At 71.6% G+C, this 16316-nt stretch carries 15 protein-coding genes; 6 read left to right on the top strand and 9 right to left on the bottom strand.

All coding sequences use genetic code 11. The features are described 5' to 3' along the window. Nucleotides 1-192: 192 nt before the first annotated feature. A complete protein-coding gene (locus tag M8C13_RS28110; RefSeq protein WP_252483731.1) occupies nucleotides 193-765 on the bottom strand; it encodes a hypothetical protein in 573 nt (190 codons plus the stop codon). A 100-nt stretch (nucleotides 766-865) separates the two neighbouring features. Here M8C13_RS28110 and M8C13_RS28105 point away from each other — a divergent pair, with 100 nt between their 5' ends. Beyond that, the gene (locus M8C13_RS28105; protein ID WP_252483730.1) at nucleotides 866-1603 is read left to right on the top strand and encodes a class I SAM-dependent methyltransferase; all 738 of its coding nucleotides are present in this window, start codon (nucleotides 866-868) and stop codon (nucleotides 1601-1603) included. A 261-nt stretch (nucleotides 1604-1864) separates the two neighbouring features. Here M8C13_RS28105 and M8C13_RS28100 read toward each other — a convergent pair whose 3' ends face one another. Continuing rightward, nucleotides 1865-2011 (bottom strand): hypothetical protein, encoded by a 147-nt coding sequence (locus tag M8C13_RS28100; protein ID WP_252483729.1) that lies wholly within the window; start codon nucleotides 2009-2011, stop codon nucleotides 1865-1867. 156 nt (nucleotides 2012-2167) lie between these two features. After that, a complete protein-coding gene (locus M8C13_RS28095) occupies nucleotides 2168-3361 on the bottom strand; it encodes an AAA family ATPase (protein ID WP_252483728.1) in 1194 nt (397 codons plus the stop codon). Nucleotides 3362-3513: 152 nt separating this feature from the next. Here M8C13_RS28095 and M8C13_RS28090 point away from each other — a divergent pair, with 152 nt between their 5' ends. Both M8C13_RS28090 and M8C13_RS28085 read left to right on the top strand, forming a co-directional pair. After that, nucleotides 3514-5292 (top strand): APC family permease, encoded by a 1779-nt coding sequence (locus tag M8C13_RS28090; RefSeq protein ID WP_252483727.1) that lies wholly within the window; start codon nucleotides 3514-3516, stop codon nucleotides 5290-5292. Between the two features lie 97 nt (nucleotides 5293-5389). After that, complete coding sequence (locus tag M8C13_RS28085; protein WP_252483726.1) at nucleotides 5390-5992, top strand: SIMPL domain-containing protein; 603 nt, start codon at nucleotides 5390-5392, stop codon at nucleotides 5990-5992. Here M8C13_RS28085 and M8C13_RS28080 read toward each other — a convergent pair. After that, nucleotides 5989-7269, bottom strand: coding sequence for an acetyl-CoA C-acetyltransferase (locus M8C13_RS28080; protein ID WP_252483725.1), 1281 nt, complete (start codon nucleotides 7267-7269; stop codon nucleotides 5989-5991). The genes M8C13_RS28085 and M8C13_RS28080 overlap by 4 nt on opposite strands. Before the next feature lie 87 nt (nucleotides 7270-7356). Between M8C13_RS28080 and M8C13_RS28075 the strand changes: the two genes are divergently transcribed. Continuing rightward, the gene (locus tag M8C13_RS28075; protein WP_252483724.1) at nucleotides 7357-8700 is read left to right on the top strand and encodes a 3-oxoacyl-ACP reductase; all 1344 of its coding nucleotides are present in this window, start codon (nucleotides 7357-7359) and stop codon (nucleotides 8698-8700) included. A gap of 10 nt (nucleotides 8701-8710) precedes the next feature. Beyond that, nucleotides 8711-9550 carry a MaoC/PaaZ C-terminal domain-containing protein gene (locus M8C13_RS28070; protein ID WP_252483846.1) on the top strand — a complete coding sequence of 280 codons (840 nt, stop codon included), beginning with the start codon at nucleotides 8711-8713 and terminating at the stop codon, nucleotides 9548-9550. Here M8C13_RS28070 and M8C13_RS28065 read toward each other — a convergent pair. Both M8C13_RS28065 and M8C13_RS28060 read right to left on the bottom strand, forming a co-directional pair. Further along, a complete protein-coding gene (locus M8C13_RS28065; protein ID WP_252483723.1) occupies nucleotides 9547-10536 on the bottom strand; it encodes a TAXI family TRAP transporter solute-binding subunit in 990 nt (329 codons plus the stop codon). The two genes, M8C13_RS28070 and M8C13_RS28065, sit on opposite strands and share 4 nt — an antisense overlap. 11 nt (nucleotides 10537-10547) lie before the next feature. After that, the gene (locus M8C13_RS28060; protein ID WP_252483722.1) at nucleotides 10548-12527 is read right to left on the bottom strand and encodes a TRAP transporter fused permease subunit; all 1980 of its coding nucleotides are present in this window, start codon (nucleotides 12525-12527) and stop codon (nucleotides 10548-10550) included. A 164-nt stretch (nucleotides 12528-12691) separates the two neighbouring features. Between M8C13_RS28060 and M8C13_RS28055 the strand changes: the two genes are divergently transcribed. Then, nucleotides 12692-13831 carry a glycerophosphodiester phosphodiesterase gene (locus tag M8C13_RS28055; RefSeq protein WP_252483721.1) on the top strand — a complete coding sequence of 380 codons (1140 nt, stop codon included), beginning with the start codon at nucleotides 12692-12694 and terminating at the stop codon, nucleotides 13829-13831. Nucleotides 13832-13886: 55 nt separating this feature from the next. Here the strand turns inward: M8C13_RS28055 and M8C13_RS28050 are convergent, their stop codons facing one another. Genes M8C13_RS28050 through M8C13_RS28040 form a run of 3 tightly spaced genes read right to left on the bottom strand, consistent with a single transcriptional unit; the run spans nucleotide 13887 to nucleotide 16304 of the window. Continuing rightward, nucleotides 13887-14855, bottom strand: a complete 969-nt coding sequence (locus M8C13_RS28050; protein ID WP_252483720.1) for an ABC transporter substrate-binding protein — start codon at nucleotides 14853-14855, stop codon at nucleotides 13887-13889. After that, the gene (locus tag M8C13_RS28045) at nucleotides 14839-15555 is read right to left on the bottom strand and encodes an ABC transporter ATP-binding protein (protein ID WP_252483719.1); all 717 of its coding nucleotides are present in this window, start codon (nucleotides 15553-15555) and stop codon (nucleotides 14839-14841) included. The genes M8C13_RS28050 and M8C13_RS28045 overlap by 17 nt, the downstream gene beginning before the upstream one ends. Then, nucleotides 15525-16304 carry an ABC transporter permease gene (locus M8C13_RS28040; RefSeq protein ID WP_252483718.1) on the bottom strand — a complete coding sequence of 260 codons (780 nt, stop codon included), beginning with the start codon at nucleotides 16302-16304 and terminating at the stop codon, nucleotides 15525-15527. Before M8C13_RS28040 ends, M8C13_RS28045 begins: the two co-directional genes overlap by 31 nt. Nucleotides 16305-16316 lie beyond the last annotated feature (12 nt).

Below are 16316 nucleotides of genomic sequence, written 5' to 3'. Positions count from 1 at the left end.
GTGTGGTCGATCAGTTCTGCGGTGTTCGCCCTCTACACGTCCGCGCGCCGCCGCCGGTTGCCAGGAAAATCCGGCGAATCTGGTCGGATTTTTCAGGCAACCCCGGCTTGACTCGGACGTCTGACACTGTTGGCGCGGAACAAAAAAAGGGGGAGCCCGGAACTCCGGACTCCCCTTGCCGAACGGGCGTGGTCAGCTCTGCGCGCCGTCCCGGCGGCGGCGCAGCGCCCAGCCGCCGAGTGCGGCGCCGGCCAGCAGTGCGCCGCCGCCCGCGAGCACGCCGCCGAGACCGGAGTCCGTGCCGCCGCCACCGGTTTCCGGGGCGCCCTTGGGCTTCACCGGGACGGCCGGGGTGCTGCTGGTCGGCCTCGGCGTGGAGGTGACCGGCGGCGGCTTGGGCGCCTGCACGGTGAACTCGCCGCGGTAGGCGACCGTGCCGCAGGTGAAGGTCATAGTGTGCTTGCCGCTCCTGGCCCCCTTGGCGATGGTGAACTCGCCCATCGCCACCCCGGCGCTGCCGCCGTTGAGCTGGATCTCCCCGATGCCGCTGACCTTGACCCTGCTCGCCTTCTCCGGCGCGCAGTCGGTGCCGATCATGACCCTGGCCGGCAGCTGGAAGGTGCTGCCCGCGCCGAATGAGGTCTTCCCGGCTTCGAAGTCCACGGTGTAGGCGTTGGTGCCAGGCTGAGCCAGGGCGGCGGGTGCGGCGAGCAGCGTGGCGCCCGCGGCGAGGGCGAGGGTGGCTAGGGCGGACTTGGTCTGCATGGCGAGTCTCCCCGAACTGGTCTTGCCACGGTTGGTGACTTCTACACGTTGATCGCGACCTATCCGGTTGCCTGTTCACCGAAGAAAGTCAGGGGGAGCTGTGCTCAACAACTACGACGCCGGCACCGCGGCGGCCTACCGCCGGGCCAGGGAGATCCCCAGGGACGGGCTGACCCACTGGCGGGCGGCGATCGAGCGGCACCTCGGGCCGACCGCGGACTCGGTGTTGCTCGACCTCGGCGCGGGCACCGGGCTGTTCGCCACCGCGCTGGCCGACTGGTTCGGCGCCAGGGTGCTCGCGGTCGAGCCGTCCGAGGCGATGCGGGCGCACATCCCGGCGCACCCGCTGGTCGAGGTGCGCGCGGGTGACGCGCTGGCCATCCCGGCGGAGCCCGGCTCGCTGGACGGGGCCTGGCTGTCCACGGTGATCCACCACGTGCCGGACCGGGTGGCCGCCGGGCAGGAGCTGCGCCGGGTGCTGCGGCCGGGCGCGCCGGTGCTGATCAGGGGGATCTTCCGGGAGCGGCCGCTGGAGCTGAACGTGCTCCGCTTCTTCCCGGAGGGCATCCGGGCGCTGGCCGCGTTCCCGACCGTCGAAGAGGTCTGCGCGGAGCTGGGCGCGGCTGGGTTCGAGCGGGTGAGCCTGGAGTCCGTCCCCCAGACCAGTGCCCCCGATCTGGGGACGGTGCTGGGGCGGGTTCACCAGAAAGGGGACACCTTGCTGCGCGGGCTCACTGCCGAGGAATATGCCGAGGGCTTGGCGCGGCTGCGTGCCGCGGTCGCGGCTGGCGCCAGCGGGCCGGTGGTGGACCGGCTTGACCTGCTGGTTCTCCGTTAGCCGGAAATGGGAAACCCCGCAGTGCTGCCAGGTCGGGGGTCCGACAGCACCGCGGGGTCATCTGGAACATCGCTAAACCACCCAATGGTGTTACACCCAATCGGGTAAGTGACGTGGGTCACTTCAGCGATGTCGGCCTAGCTGGGAAAACAACACGGCCCCGACCGGCGGGAGGCAAGTCGGGGCCGTGCGTCTTCCCCCGTGGGGTCTCGGCGACGGGAGGGCTCGCCCATCGAGGAGGGCGTCCGCGCCGGACCAGGCTCAGCGGAGGGAGGTCACCTGAGCGGAAGCGATGGCCATCAGTTCGTGCCGCATGGCCGGAGTGGCGGCGGCGTCGATCGCGCGGTTCACGGCTCGCCGGGTGCGGGCCTGTGCACGGCGGGACCGGATCTTCGCGACGAGGTTCATCTGAGTTGCATCCCCTTAGTAAGCATCTCGTTGTCTGTGCCTCAAGTATGCACCACCAAAACCTCAAACGCACCCGTTTGTCCGGTGAGTCGGGCCACACGCCGATGATTCATCGGCGTCGCTCGGGAAGTAACCCGTGATTCGTCCGGTGTTCACCTAGTCACCAGCGGTCAGCAGGAAGCGGCCGAAGTGCGGCACGGTGAAGGCGATCCGGCCCCGTTCGGCGGAGTAGACTAGGCCCTTCTTGATCAGTGAGTCACGCGCGGGGGACAGCGAGGACGGCTTGCGGCCGAGCTGTTCGGCCAGGTGCGCGGTACCGACCGGCTCGTCCCTGCCCTCGCTGAGCACCGCCATGCCGTGCAGGTACTCCCGCTCGGCCGGGGTGGCCCGCTCGTACCGGGAGCCGAAGAAGCCCACCGCCAGCTCGCCCGCGGCCTCCGGCTCGGCCACCGCGACGTCCTCGGCGGTGATCGGATCGCCGGGCGCGGCGTCCCAGGCGGCCTTGGCGTAGGCCTGCACGAAGTACGGGTAGCCGCCGCTGGCCTCGAACAACGCGGCCAGCGCCGCCGGGGCGATGCCCGCCTGCTCGCGCTCGATCGGCGCGGTCACCGCGCGGTCGTGCTCGGCCCGGTCCAGCCGGTCGATCTTGACGTAGCGGAACAGCCGCTCGGAGTAGGACTTGCTGGCCGAGAGCACCGCGGGCAGGTGCGGCAGGCCAGCGCCGACCACCACCAGCGGCGCGCCGGACTGGGACAGCTCGTGGCAGGCCGCGCACAGCGCCGAGACGTCCTCCGCCGGCACGTCCTGCATCTCGTCGATGAGCAGCGCGACCCCGGTGCCCACGTCCGCGGCCAGCTCGGCCACGTCGGTGAACAGCTCCACCAGGTCGATCTCGATGTCGCCGGAGTCGGCCCGGCCGGTGACCGTCGGCACGTCGATGCCGGGCTGCCAGCGGTCCCGCAGCTTCGCGCCCTCCGGGGTGGCCCGCAGCGCGAACGCCTTGAGCACGCCGAGCACGTGCTCCACCCGGTCCGGCGCCCGGTGCCGGACCGCGAGGTCGCGCACCGCGCGGTGCAGCGCGGCCGAGAGCGGGCGGCGCAGGCCGGAGTCCGGGCGGGCCTCGATCTTGCCCGCGCCCCAGCCGCGCCGGATGGCCATCGAGCGCAGCTCGCCGAGCAGCACGGTCTTGCCCACCCCGCGCAACCCGGTGAGCACCAGGCTCCGCTCCGGGCGGCCGCGGGCGATGCGTTCGAGCACCACCTCGAACGCGCCGACCTCCCGGTCCCGTCCGGCGAGCTCGGGCGGCCGCTGGCCTGCCCCTGGGGCGAAGGGATTGCGCACCGGGTCCACGATTTCGACCGTATCGGCGTTTCTAGGTCATCTCCGATAGTGCGGCAGAAAGCGCTGACCGCGTGTCGGAGCCGTCAAGATCGGGCCGGGCGGGCTCAGGATCGCGTCAACAGGGCCCTGGCCGCCGCGGGCCGGGCCGCACAGTGCCGCCTGTGCTGACCCTGACTCGCGCCGGGACCGGTGAGAACCGGCACCGGCTGACCGCCACCACCGGCGTGGCCGCCCTCGGCCTGGACGCGCTCGCCTCGGTCTCCTACGGCCCGCAGGCCATCGTGCTCGCGCTGGCCGCGGCCGGGGCGGCGGGCATCGGCTGGACGCTGCCGGTGACCGGCGCGATCGTGCTGCTGCTGGTGGTGCTGGTGGCCGCGTACCGGCAGGTGGTGCACGCCTACCCGGACGGCGGCGGCGCGTACACGGTGGCCCGGCGCAACCTGGGCGAGCGCGCGGGCCTGGTCGCGGCGGCCGCGCTGATCGTGGACTACGTGCTCAACGCCGCGGTGGCCACCGCGGCCGGGGTGGCCGCGCTGACCTCGGCGGTGCCCGCGCTGCTGCCCTGGACCACCGAGCTGTGCCTGGCCGTGCTCGTGCTGGTGACCGCGGTGAACCTGCGCGGGGTGGCCGCCAGCGCCCGCGCCTTCGCCGCGCCGACCGCGCTGTTCGTGCTCGCGGTGCTGGCGGTGATCGCGATCGGCCTGCTGCGCGGAGGGCCACTGAACCCGCTGCCCGATCCCGCGCCCACGCAGACCACCGCGGCGGTCGGGGTGCTGCTGGTGCTCTCCGCCTTCGCCAACGGCTGCGCCTCGCTGACCGGGATCGAGGCCATCGCCAACGCCACCCCGTCCTTCCGCAGTCCGGGTCCCGCGCGGGCGGCTCGCGCGCAGGCCCTGCTCGGGCTGCTGCTCGGGGTGATGCTGCTCGGGCTGGCGGCGCTGGTCGAGCTGTTCGACCTGCGGCCGGTCGAGGGCCGGACCGTGCTGTCGCTGCTGGTGGAAGGCGCGGTCGGGGACGGCGCGGTCTACCTGGTCGTGCAGTTCACCACGGTGGTGCTGCTCGCGTTGTCGGCCAACACCTCCTTCGGCGGCTTGCCGGTGCTGGCCGCCCGGCTGGCCGCCGACCACTACCTGCCGCACGCCTTCGGGCTGCGCGCGGACCGGCTGGTGCACCGGATCGGCGTGCTGGTGCTGGCCGGGCTGGCCGCCGCGCTGATCGTCGGCTCCGGTGGTCGGCTGGACGTGCTGGTGCCGATGTTCACCATCGGCGTGTTCGTCGGGTTCGCGCTGTGCCAGGCCGGGATGGTGCGGCACTGGCTGGCCAGGGGCGAACGCGGCAGGCGGCTGGCGCTCAACCTGGTGGGCGCGGTGCTCAGCGCGGTGGCCGCGGTGGTGGTGACCGTGGTGAAGTTCGCCGAGGGCGCCTGGCTGGTGGTGTTGGTGCTGCCGCTGCTGGTGTTCGCGCTGCGCCGGGTGCACCGGGCGTACGCGGTGCTCGGGCGGCAGCTCGGCCTCGGCTCGCTGCCGGAGTTGCCCAGGCCGCACAGCACGCTGGTGGTGGTGCCGGTGGCCGGGCTGTCGGTGCTCACCTCGCACTGCCTGTCGACCGCGTTGTCCTTGGGGCACAAGGTGGTCGCGGTGCACGTGGGCGGTGGCGGGCAGCCGCCCGAGCAGCAGCGGGCGCTGGCCGCGGACTGGACCGCCTGGCACCCGGACGTGCCGCTGATGCTGCTGGAGCGCTCGCGAGGCGGGCTGGGCGCCAGCATCGCGGCGTACGTGCGCGGGATGCCGGAGCAGCAGGTGGTGGTGCTGATCGGCGAGCTGCGGCCGCGGCGCGCGTGGATCCGGTTGCTGCTCAACGGACAGGGCGGCGGGATCGCTCGCGCGGTGCGCGGCCGGACCCAGGCCGCGGTGTGCCGGTTGCACTACCGTCTGCCCTGATCTATCGCTTTCTAGCGGAAAAGCTAGAGAGAGATATACGCCGCAAGCGTTGCGGGTCCGGCCCAGGGGGAGTTGGCTGGGCGGTGTGGCTGAAGTTGTGACGAAGGGGACCGGAGAAGTCGAGCGGACCGCGGACCGCGCCCAGCTGTGGGTGAGCTTCACCGCGAGCGCGAGCGATCGGAGCGAGGCGGTCGCGCTGCTCGGGCAGCGGGTGGCCGGGGTCGAACCACTACTGGAGCAGGACGGCGTGGAGGTGCGCTCGCGGCGGCTGTCCGTGCAGCCGAACTGGCAGGGCGACCGCCAGGTCGGCGCCAGCGCGGAACAGCACTACCAGCTGCGGGTGGCCGACCAGGCCGCGCTGGAGCAGGTGGTGACCGCGCTGGTCGCGGCCGAGCCGTCCGCGTTGAACGGCCCGGACTGGGAGCTGCGCGACCAGGCCGAGGCCACCCAGGAGGCCCAGGTGCTCGCGGTCGCGGACGCCCGCAGGCGCGCCGAGGGCTACGCCAGCGCGCTCGGCGTGCGCCTTGGCCCGCTGCTGCGGATCAGCGACGGCGAGGACACCCACTACGCGCCGATGGCCCGCGCCGGCGGCTACGCGATGGCCGCGGAGGCAGGCTCGGCGGTGCAGGCGCTGAACCTGGAACCGCAGCCGATCACGGTCACCGCGCGCTGCACCACGACGTGGTCGCTGCTGGACTAGCGTTCGAGGATCGCGGTGACGCCCTGGCCGCCGGCGGCGCAGATGGAGATCAGGCCGCGGCCGGATCCCTTGCGCGCCAACAGTTTGGCCAGGGTGGCCACGATCCGGCCGCCGGTTGCGGCGAACGGGTGGCCCGCGGCCAGCGAGGAGCCGTTGACGTTGAGCTTGGTCCGGTCGATCTCGCCGAGCGGGGCGTCCAGGCCGAGCTTCTCCTTGCAGAAGCCGGGATCGGCCCAGGCCTTGAGGGTGGCCAGCACCTGGGAGGCGAAGGCCTCGTGGATCTCGTAGTAGTCGAAGTCCTGCAGGGTGAGCCCGGCGCGGGCGAGCATCCTGGGCACCGCGTAGGCCGGGGCCATCAGCAGGCCCTCGCCGCCGTGCACGAAGTCCACCGCGGCGGTCTCGCAGTGCGCGAAGTAGGCCAGCGGGCTCAGCCGGTGCGCGGCCGCCCACTCCTCGCTGGCCAGCAGCACCGCGCTGGCGCCGTCGGAGAGCGGGGTGGAGTTGGCCGCGGTCATGGTCGCGCCCTCGCCCTTGCCGAACACCGGCTTGAGCTTGGCCAGCTTCTCCAGGCTGGAGTCCGGGCGCAGGTTCTGATCCCGGTCCAGGCCCTGGAACGGGGTGATCAGGTCGTCGAAGAAGCCGGACTCGTAGGCGCGGGCCAGGTTCTGGTGGCTGGCCACGGTCAGCTCGTCCTGGGCCTCGCGGCTGATCTCCCACTGCTTGGCGGTGATCGCCGCGTGCTCGCCCATGGACAGACCGGTGCGCGGTTCCCCGTTGCGCGGGATGTCCGGGACGATGTGCGTGGGGCGCAGCCTGGTCAGCAGCCGCAGGCGCGCGCCGAGGCTCTTGGCCCGGTTGGCGGCCAGCAGCACCTGGCGGAGGTCCTCGTTGACGCCGATCGGCGCGTCGCTGGTGGTGTCCACGCCCCCGGCGATGCCCGCCTCGATCTGCCCGAGGGCGATCTTGTTGGCCACCAGGATGGCCGCTTCCAGGCCGGTGCCGCAGGCCTGCTGCACGTCGTAGGCCGGGGTCTCCGGGGCCAGCTGGCTGCCCAGCACGGTCTCCCTGGTCAGGTTGAAGTCGCGGCTGTGCTTGAGCACCGCGCCCGCGGCCACCTCGCCGAGCCGCTCGCCCTGCAGGCCGAACCGGCTGACCAGCCCGTCCAGCGCGGCGGTGAGCATGTCCTGGTTGGATGCCCTGGCGTAGGGACCGTTGGATCGGGCGAAGGGAATCCGGTTGCCACCCAGGACCGCCACCCGTCGCGTGCTCGCGGACATCGCGCCTCCTCCGCAGTGCTTGGTGCTGCTACCGTAGCGAAGATAACCTACTGACGAGTAGTCTTACTGGCGAGTAGGGAGTGTCACATGACCGATCGGTACCAGCAGCTGGCCCGGTCCTCGGTGGGCCGGATGCTCGTCAAACGGCTCGGCCTGCCCAATCCCGCGCCGCTGCGCCGGTACCAGCCCGGTCAGCCGGTGGTGGACGGGCCGGTGCTGTTCGGCTCGGCGCCCAAGGGACGGCTGGGCGACGCGGTGCTGGGCGTGCTGAAGTCGGTGGAGGCCACCGTGCTGACCAGCGCGGCCGAGGCCGGCGAGCAGCGCTACGCCGCACTGGTCTTCGACGCCACCGGCATCGAGCGCAGCGAGGACCTTGGCGAGCTGTACCGCTTCTTCCACCCGGTGATCCGCCAGCTGGGCAGCAACGGCCGGGTCATCGTGCTGGGCACGCAACCCGAGCTGGTGGACTCGCCGCGGCAGTCGGTGGCCCAGCGCGCGCTGGAGGGCTTCACCCGCGCGGCGGGCAAGGAGGTGCAGCGCGGCGGCACCGCGCAGCTGGTCTACGTGGCCCCCGGCGCCGAGGACGGCCTGGCCGCCACCCTGCGGTTCTTCCTCTCCGCCCGCTCGGCCTACGTCTCCGGGCAGGTGGTCCGGATCGGGACCGCGCCGGTGGGCGAGCCCGCGGACTGGGAAAAACCGTTGGCGGGCAAGGTCGCGCTGGTCACCGGCGCGGCGCGCGGGATCGGCGAGGCCATCGCCGAGGTGCTCAGCCGGGACGGCGCGCACGTGGTGTGCCTGGACATCCCGGCCGCCGGCGAGGACCTGTCCAAGGTGGCCAACCGGGTGCGCGGCACCGCCATCCAGCTCGACATCACCAGCGCGGACGCGCCCACGAAGCTCGCCGAACACCTGCGCGAGCGGCACGGTGGGGTGGACATCGTGGTGCACAACGCGGGCATCACCAGGGACAAGACGCTGGGCCGGATGGACGACGCACGCTGGGACTCGGCAGTCGACGTGAACCTCTCCGCGCAGGAGCGGATCAACGAGGTGCTGTTGCGGGACAACGTGATCCACGACGGCGGGCGACTGATCGGACTGTCCTCGATCAGCGGCATCGCGGGCAACTTCGGCCAGACCAACTACTCCACCTCCAAGGCCGGCGTGATCGGCGTGGTGCAGGCGCTGGCCCCGGCGCTGCGCGAGCGCGGCATCACGGTCAACGCGGTCGCGCCCGGGTTCATCGAGACCCGGCTGACCTCCGCGATCCCGTTGTTCACCAGGGAAGCCGGTCGCCGGATGAACAGCCTGGCGCAGGGCGGGCTGCCGGTGGACGTGGCCGAGACCATCGCCTGGTTCGCCAGTCCGGGGTCGGCCGGGGTGACCGGGAACGTGGTCCGGGTCTGCGGCCAGAGCCTGCTCGGAGCCTGAGATGTCCACTGTGGAGGTTCAGGAGCTGGATCACGCGCCCGGTCTCGGGCTGCTCTACCCCAAGGCCGTGCTGACCGGTTTTTCCCGCGGCGGCAAGGAACTCCCCGGCACCGGCTACCTGCGGCGGGCGGTGCCGGTGGACCTGGCGCACCTGGCCCAGTACAACCGGGTCTGCGGGTTCGGGCTGACCGACCTGCTGCCGCCGACCTACCCGCACATCCTGGCCTTCCCGATGGCGGTCAAGCTGATGACCGCGCCGGGGTTTCCGTTCCCGCTGGTCGGACTGGTGCACATCGGCAACCGGATCGAGCAGCTGCGCCCGCTGCGGGCCGGCGAACCGCTGGACCTGCGGGTGTGGTCGCAGCACCTGGCCGAGCACGAGCGGGGCCGCCAGTTCGAGGTGGTCAGCGAGGCCTCGGTGGACGGTGAACTCGCCTGGCGGGAGGTCAGCACCTACCTGCGCCGGGAGAAGTCCAGCGGTGGCAAGGAGTCCCGGCCGGAGCCGCCGGAGCTGCCCGAGCCCAACGGGGTGTGGCGGGTGGCCAAGGACCTCGGCCGCCGGTACGCCAAGGTCTCCGGCGACAGCAACCCGATCCACCTGCACCCGTTGAGCGCCAAGCTGTTCGGCTTCCCCCGGCACATCGCGCACGGCATGTGGAGCAAGGCCCGCTGCCTGGCCGCGTTCGAGGGCAGGCTGCCCGCGGCCTACACCGCGGAGGTGAGCTTCAAGCTGCCGATCCTGTTGCCGGGCAAGGTCGCCTTCCGCACCACGCGCATCGGCGAGGGCTGGGAGTTCGACCTGCGGGCGGCCAGGGACGGCCGCCCGCATCTGGCGGGAACTATCAGCTAGCGCAAGGACTCCAGGGCCTTCGACGCGCCGGGGTGCATCGGGATCGGGTCGATCACGGTGGCCTTGTGCACGTCGATGTCCTTGGCGGCCGGGTGCACCTTCTCCAGGTCGGCGCGCTTGTCGTAGATCAGCTTGGTGATCGCGCAGGCGTTGCCAGCCGGGAAGTCCTCGCGCACCAGCAGCACGTTCGGGATCACCAGGGTGGGCACCTCGGCCGGGGTGCGGTAGGTGGCCGCGGGGATGCTCGCCCGGTCGTAGACGCTGTTGACCTGCTTGAGCTTGCTCAGCAGTCCGGTCACGTCGACGAACTTGGCCCGGTCCTTCAGCGTGGTGGTGAGGTCGGTGATCTGCGCGGTGGGCAGGCCGCCGACCCACACCAGGCCGTCGATGGTGCCGTCCTTCATGCCGTCCACGGTCTTGGTCAGGTCCAGCCGCTGGGCCTGCACGTCGCTGTCCGGGTTCAGCCCGGCGGCCTGCAGCAGCCGGTTGGCGATCACCTCGGTGCCCGAGCGCGGCGAGCCGGTGGAGATCCGCTTGCCGCGCATGTCGGCGATGGAGTTGATGCCGGAATCCGCGCGCACCACCACGTGCACGTAGTTGAGGTGGATCCGGGTGAGCGCCTGCACCTTCTGCGGCTTGCCGTTGAAGGAGTCCCGCCCGGCCACCGCGTCCGCGGCGGTGTCGGCCAGCGAGAAGGCGATGTCGTAGTCGCCCGCGACCAGCTGCTGGATGTTCTGCACCGAGGCGCCGGTCTCCGCCGCGGTGGCCTTGAGCTTGGTGTTGCCGCTGATCAGCTGGGCCAGGCCGCCGCCGAGCACGTAGTAGACGCCGCCCGCGTTGCCGGTGGCCAGGGTGACCCTGCCCTCGCTCGCCTCGCACGGCGCGGCATTGGGCTGGTTCGCCGGGGTGTCCCGCTGTTTGCCGCCGCAGCCCGCGGCGAGCAGGCTGAGCGCGGCGACGGCGGCCAGGGTTCTGGTTAATCGCATCGGTGTTTCCCTCACGTTGTCCCCACAGGTTCGCGTTTGCGCGTCACGAGGTGCAGCACCACCGCCACCGCGAGCAGCACCAGTCCCGCGGTGATCGTCCACGGTTGCAGGTAGAGCAGGCACAGCGCGGCCAGCACGCACAGCGCGCGTTCCGGCCAGCGCGCGGGCCCGAACAGCCAGCCGCCGGTGCCCACCGCGAGCGCGGCCACGCCGAGCACGGCGACGCCGAACACCCACAGCACCTCGGTCCAGGACCGTTGCAGCAGCAGGGCGGTGCCGTGGTCGGTGAGCACAAACGCGATCGGCACCAGGAAGGCGGGCAGGGTGTACTTCCAGGTCTGCCACATGGTGCGCATGACCGAGCCGCCGGTGATCGCGGCCGCGGCCACCGAGGCCAGCGCGGTCGGCGGGGTCACCTCGGAGAGCACCGCGTAGTAGAACAGGAACATCGCGCGGGCCGGGTCGGAGACGCCGAGCTCGGCCAGCGCCGGGCCGAGCACCACCCAGGCGATGATGAACGAGGCGGTCACCGGCACCGCGAGGCCAAGCACGCCGACCGCGACCGCGGCGAAGAGCACGGTCAGCAGCAGGACCACGGTGGCGTTGTCGGTGAAGTACCTGGCCGCCGACACCAGGCCGGCGGAGAGCTCCTGGCCGAGGCCGGTCTTGGTGATGGTGGAGGTGATCACGCCGGCCGCCGCGCAGACCGCGATCACCGGCAGCGCCGAGCGCACCCCGGTGGACAGCGCGCCGAACATGTCCAGCAGCCAGCCCCGCCACCAACCGTCCTGTTTGGACACAACGCGCTGGGCCAGCGCGAACAGCGCGGCCAGCCCGGTGGCGTAGACCACCGCGGAGAAGGCCGGGATGCCCAGGGCCAGGAACACCACGATGATGCCCAGCGAGGCGAAGTGGTAGCCGCCGGTGAGCAGCAGCCGCCACGGGCTCGGCGAGTCCACCTCGACCGCCTTGGCGCCGAAGCGGCGGGCGTCGGCCTCCACCGCGAGCACGATGCCCAGGTAGTAGAGCACCGTGGGCAGACAGGCCCACAGCAGCACTTCCAGGTAGGGCACCCGCAGGTACTCGGCGATGATGAACGCGGCCGCGCCCAGCGTCGGCGGGGACAGGATCGCGCCGATCCCGGAGGCGGCCAGCAGCCCGCCCGCGTTCTCCTTCGGGTACCCGGCCCTGCGCAGGATCGGCCAGGTGACCGCGCCGAGGCTGACCGTGGTCGCGGTGCCGGAGCCGGAGACGGTGCCGAGCAGGAAACCGGAGAGCGCGGTGGTGCGGCCGGGCGCGGTCGGCGAGTTGCGGAAGGCGGCGAAGCTGATGTCGACGAAGAACTTGCCCGCGCCGGAGGCCTCCAGCATCGCGCCGTAGATGGTGAACAGCACGATGTAGGTGGCGGCCACGTCCAGCGGGGTGCCGTAGAAACCGCTGGCGTCGTTGTAGAGCGCGTTGACGATCTGGCCGAAGTCGATGCCGGAGTGCGCGATCAGCCAGCCGGGCGGCAGGAACCCGCCGTAGTAGGCGTGCGCGAGGAAGAGCAGGCAGACCGCGGGCAGCACCAGGCCGGTGGTGCGCCGGGTGGCCTCCAGGATCAGCGCCAGCAGTACCGCGCCCGCGATGACGTCCATTGTGGACAGTGAGCCCTGCCGGTCCAGGAAGCCGTTGAAGCCGGTGACCACCGGGTAGAGCCCGGTGGCCAGCGCCAGCGCGGACAGCGCCCAGTCCACCGGATGCGGGTCGTCCCGGCCGGTTCGTCTTTTCAGCGCAGGGCGGTAGACCAGGAAGACCAGCGGCAGGGTCAGCCCGAGGAAGACGATCAGGTAGAACTGGCTGCCCGCGCTGAACGGGAAGAACACCTGGCGCAGCACCAGGACCGCGATGGCGAAGGTCACCACCGCGACACCGAGGTCCCACCGCCGGCTCAGCCGCCGGGCCGGACGTTCCTCGTCCTGTTCGGCCACCAGCTCATCGACCGCGGTCACCTCCCGGACGCTACCTGTGCCCCAGGTCACGATTGAAGACACAACTTGTCGCGGGTTGCGATACCTGGCGTTCACCACGCGGTTGGCTCCGCTTAGCCCTACGGTGTCCCGCACGACGTCATCCCGGGTGAAGGTGGCGCTTACTGAACGAGGAGGTCAGCACGATGTCTCATCCGTTACGGGCACTTCAGCTCGCCGGCGTCGCCGTCATGGCACTCGCCGTGCTGGGCAGCAGCACCCTGGCAGCCGCTCCTGCCACCGCCCTGGAGGTGAACATCGACCTGTCATTCGGCAAGAAGCCGGAGAAACTGCTGGTCATCGGCCACCGCGGCGCCTCGGGCTACCGGCCCGAGCACACCCTGGCCTCCTACGAGCTGGCCGCGCGGATGGGCGCGGACTACATCGAGCCGGACCTGGTCTCCACCAAGGACGGCGTGCTGGTCGCCCGGCACGAGAACGAGATCAGCGGCACCACCGATGTCGCCGACCGCCCGGAGTTCGCCGCGCGCAAGGCCACCAAGGTGATCGACGGCACCAGCCTCACCGGCTGGTTCACCGAGGACTTCACCCTGGCCGAGCTGAAGACGCTGCGGGCCAAGGAGCGCATCCCGCAGTTCCGGCCGAACAACGTGATCTACAACGGCCGGTTCCAGGTGCCCACCTTCCAGGAGGTGCTGGACCTGCGCGCCCGGCTGTCCAAGGAGCTGCGGCGGGACATCGGGGTGTACCCGGAGACCAAGCACCCCACCTACTTCCGCTCGATCAAGCTGCCCCTGGAACCTCCGCTGGTGCGCACGCTGACCAAGAACGGCCTGAACAACCGGCACGCCAGGGTGTTCGTGCAGTCCTTCGAGGTGACCAACCTCAAGGACCTCAGCCGCGAGCTGCGGGTGCCGCTGGTGCAGCTGCTGGACGCCGAGGGCGCGCCGTACGACTTCATCGCTGCCGGCGACAAGCGCACCTACGCGGACCTGGTGACCCCCAAGGGGCTCAAGGAGATCGCCTCGTACGCCAAGGGCATCGGTCCGTACAAGGAGATGGTGATCCCGCGCGGCAAGGACGGGAACCTGACCTCGCCGACCCAGCTGGTGCTCCAGGCGCACAAGAACGGCCTCCAGGTGCACCCGTACACCTTCCGCAGCGAGAACAACTTCCTGCCCACCAACATGCGGCTGCCCGGCCCGCCTTCGGTGCACGGCAACGCCTTCGCCGAGTACGAGGCCTACTTCAAGGCCGGCGTGGACGGGGTGTTCGCGGACAACCCGGACACCGCGATCGAGGCGCGCGGCACCTTCAAGCGCTGAGCGCGGAACAGCGCCGCCGCCCGGTTCACCAGGCCGGGCGGCGGCGCTGTTCTTCTCAGCGGAGAGTGGCTTGGATGTCGGCGTCGAACCGGTTGTCCACGAACTCGGCGAAGTTCACCTTGCCCGGCAACACCTTCGCCGCGGTGAAGGCGTCCGCGAGCTGCTGTTCGGAGGCCACCACCTCCGGGGTGAGCGGCTGGTAGAGGTCAACACCCCTGGCCACCGCGGCCTCCGCGACCGGCAGGGACAGCCCGGTTTCCGCCGCCCAGGCCTTGGCCCGGTCCGCGCGGTGGCTGTCCGACCAGCGCTGGGCCTTGGCCAGCCGGGACAGGTAGTCCTTGATCGCGCCGGACTTGCGGCCGTCGAGTGCGGCGCGGCTGGCGACCTGGAAGCTGTAGCCATTGGCCACGTCCGCGCCGTCCACCAGCACCCGCGCCCCGGCCTCCAGCAACGCCTGCGAGGTGTAGGGGTCCCAGATCGCCCAGGCGTCCACCCGTTTCTGGGTGAAGGCGGCGAACGCCTCGGCCGGGGCCAGGAACACCGGCTTGACGTCGGTGATCGACAGCCCGGCCCGTTGCAACACCAGCAGCAGCGAGCCGTGTGCCGAGCTGCCCTTGGCCACCGCGATCTGCTTGCCGCGCAAGGCGTTCGCCCCGGTCAGCGGTGAACCCTCGGGCACCAGGATGGCGTCGCTGCTGGCATCGCCCTTGGCCGCGGCCACCACGGTGATCTTCGCCTTCGCCGCGGCGGCGAAGATCGGCGGCGTGTTGCCCACCCCGCCCAGGTCGATGGCGCCGGCCGAGGCCGCCTCCAGCAGTGGCGGGCCGCTGGTGAAGGTGGACCACTCGATCCGGTAGGGCAGGTCCTTGAGCAGCCCGGCCGAACTGAGCAGGGACTGCGCGTTGCCCTTCTGGTCGCCGACCTTGAGCACCAGCTCGCCGGTGTCGGCCGCGCTGGGCGCGCAGCCGGAGAGCAGCAGGGCCGCGGCGAACACCGCTACGCGCAAGTCAAAGCGCCGGTTCATGATCGATCACTCCCAGGTCGGCGAGCACCAGCTCGCGCAGGTGTGCGAGGTCCGCGCCCTCGGTCCGGTGCTCGGCGGCACTGTGTTCAATCAATTTGGGACCGTCGGCGAGCACCAGGATCCGGTCGGCCAGGCGCAGCGCCTCGTCGATGTCGTGGGTGACCAGCAGCACCGAGGGCCGGTGCGCCAGCCACAGCTCGCGCACCAGGCGGTGCATGGTCAGCCGGGTCAGCGCGTCCAGCGCGCCGAACGGCTCGTCCAGCAACAGCAGCTCCGGCTCCCGGACCAGCGCGCGGGCCAGCGAGACCCGTTGCGCCTCACCGCCGGAGAGGGTCAGCGGCCAGGCATCGGCGTGCCCGGACAGCCCCACCTCGCCGAGTGCCCGCGCGGCCGCTTCGGCCGCGTCCGGGCGACGCAGTCCCAGCGCGACGTTCTGGCCGACCTTGCGCCAGGGCAGCAGTCTTGGCTCCTGGAAGGCCACCGAGACCGTGCCCGGCGTGCGCACCTCGCCGGTGTAGCCGGTGTCCAGCCCGGCCAGCACCCGCAGCAGGGTCGACTTGCCGGAACCGCTGCGCCCCAACAGGCCGACGAACTCCCCCGGCGCGAGGTCCAGGTCCACCTCGTCCAGCACCGTCCGCTCGCCGAAGACCTTGCGCAGCCGCCGGACCCTCAGTGCACCGTGCTCACGCTCTGCCGCCATGCCAGTGCCCTCCTCTCCAGTGCCCGCACCAGCGCGTCGGTGCCCAGGCCCAGCAGCGCGTAGACCAGCAGGCCGACCACGATCACGTCGGTGCGCAGGAACTCCCTGGCGTTGTTGATCAGGTAGCCGAGTCCGGCGTCCGCGTTGACCTGCTCGCCGATCACCAGCGACAGCCAGGCCACGCTCAGCCCCTGGCGCAGCCCGACCATGGTCTGCGGCAGGGCCGAGGGCAGCACCACGTGCTGGATCCGCTCCCGCCGGGTGTAGCCGAGCACCGTGGTGGCCTCGAGCAGCCGCCGGTCCACGCCGCGGATGCCGGCGTGCGTGTTGAGGTAGATCGGGAAGGTCACGCCGAGCGCGACCAGCGCGATCTTGGGCGCCTCGCCGATGCCGAACCACAGGATCAGCAACGGGATCAGCCCGAGGAAGGGCAGCGTGCGCAGCATCTGCACCGGCGGGTCCAGCAGCGCGTCACCCCACCGGTACAGCCCGGCGAGCAGGCCGAGGCCCAGCCCGGCGGCCAGCCCGATCGCGAAGCCGAGCAGGACCCGTTGCAGGGACACCGCGAAGGCGGTCAGCAGCTCACCGCTGAGCACCAGGTCGGCGGCGGAGGCCAGCACGGTCAGCGGGGCGGCGAGCTTATCCGGCGGCAGCAGACCGGTGCTGCTGGCCAGCTGCCACAGCAGCACCAGGCCGACCGGACTGACCCACCGCCCAGGACGTCGTTTGTCCACAGTGGACACAGACATGAGAGCTCCCGG

Origin of the sequence: Crossiella sp. SN42 (assembly GCF_023897065.1) — a bacterium.
GTDB lineage: Bacteria > Actinomycetota > Actinomycetes > Mycobacteriales > Pseudonocardiaceae > Crossiella.
This window is presented reverse-complemented; position numbering and strand designations above follow the sequence as displayed.

Excerpts from the sequence above, each read along its gene's own strand:
- M8C13_RS28110 (WP_252483731.1), bottom strand. The coding sequence starts at position 765 with ATGCAGACCAAGTCCGCCCTAGCCACCCTCGCCCTCGCCGCGGGCGCC.
- M8C13_RS28100 (WP_252483729.1), bottom strand. The coding sequence starts at position 2,011 with ATGAACCTCGTCGCGAAGATCCGGTCCCGCCGTGCACAGGCCCGCACC.
- M8C13_RS28080 (WP_252483725.1), bottom strand. The coding sequence starts at position 7,269 with ATGTCCGCGAGCACGCGACGGGTGGCGGTCCTGGGTGGCAACCGGATT.
- M8C13_RS28075 (WP_252483724.1), top strand. The coding sequence starts at position 7,357 with ATGACCGATCGGTACCAGCAGCTGGCCCGGTCCTCGGTGGGCCGGATG.
- M8C13_RS28065 (WP_252483723.1), bottom strand. The coding sequence starts at position 10,536 with ATGCGATTAACCAGAACCCTGGCCGCCGTCGCCGCGCTCAGCCTGCTC.
- M8C13_RS28055 (WP_252483721.1), top strand. The coding sequence starts at position 12,692 with ATGTCTCATCCGTTACGGGCACTTCAGCTCGCCGGCGTCGCCGTCATG.
- M8C13_RS28050 (WP_252483720.1), bottom strand. The coding sequence starts at position 14,855 with ATGAACCGGCGCTTTGACTTGCGCGTAGCGGTGTTCGCCGCGGCCCTG.
- M8C13_RS28045 (WP_252483719.1), bottom strand. The coding sequence starts at position 15,555 with ATGGCGGCAGAGCGTGAGCACGGTGCACTGAGGGTCCGGCGGCTGCGC.
- M8C13_RS28040 (WP_252483718.1), bottom strand. The coding sequence starts at position 16,304 with ATGTCTGTGTCCACTGTGGACAAACGACGTCCTGGGCGGTGGGTCAGT.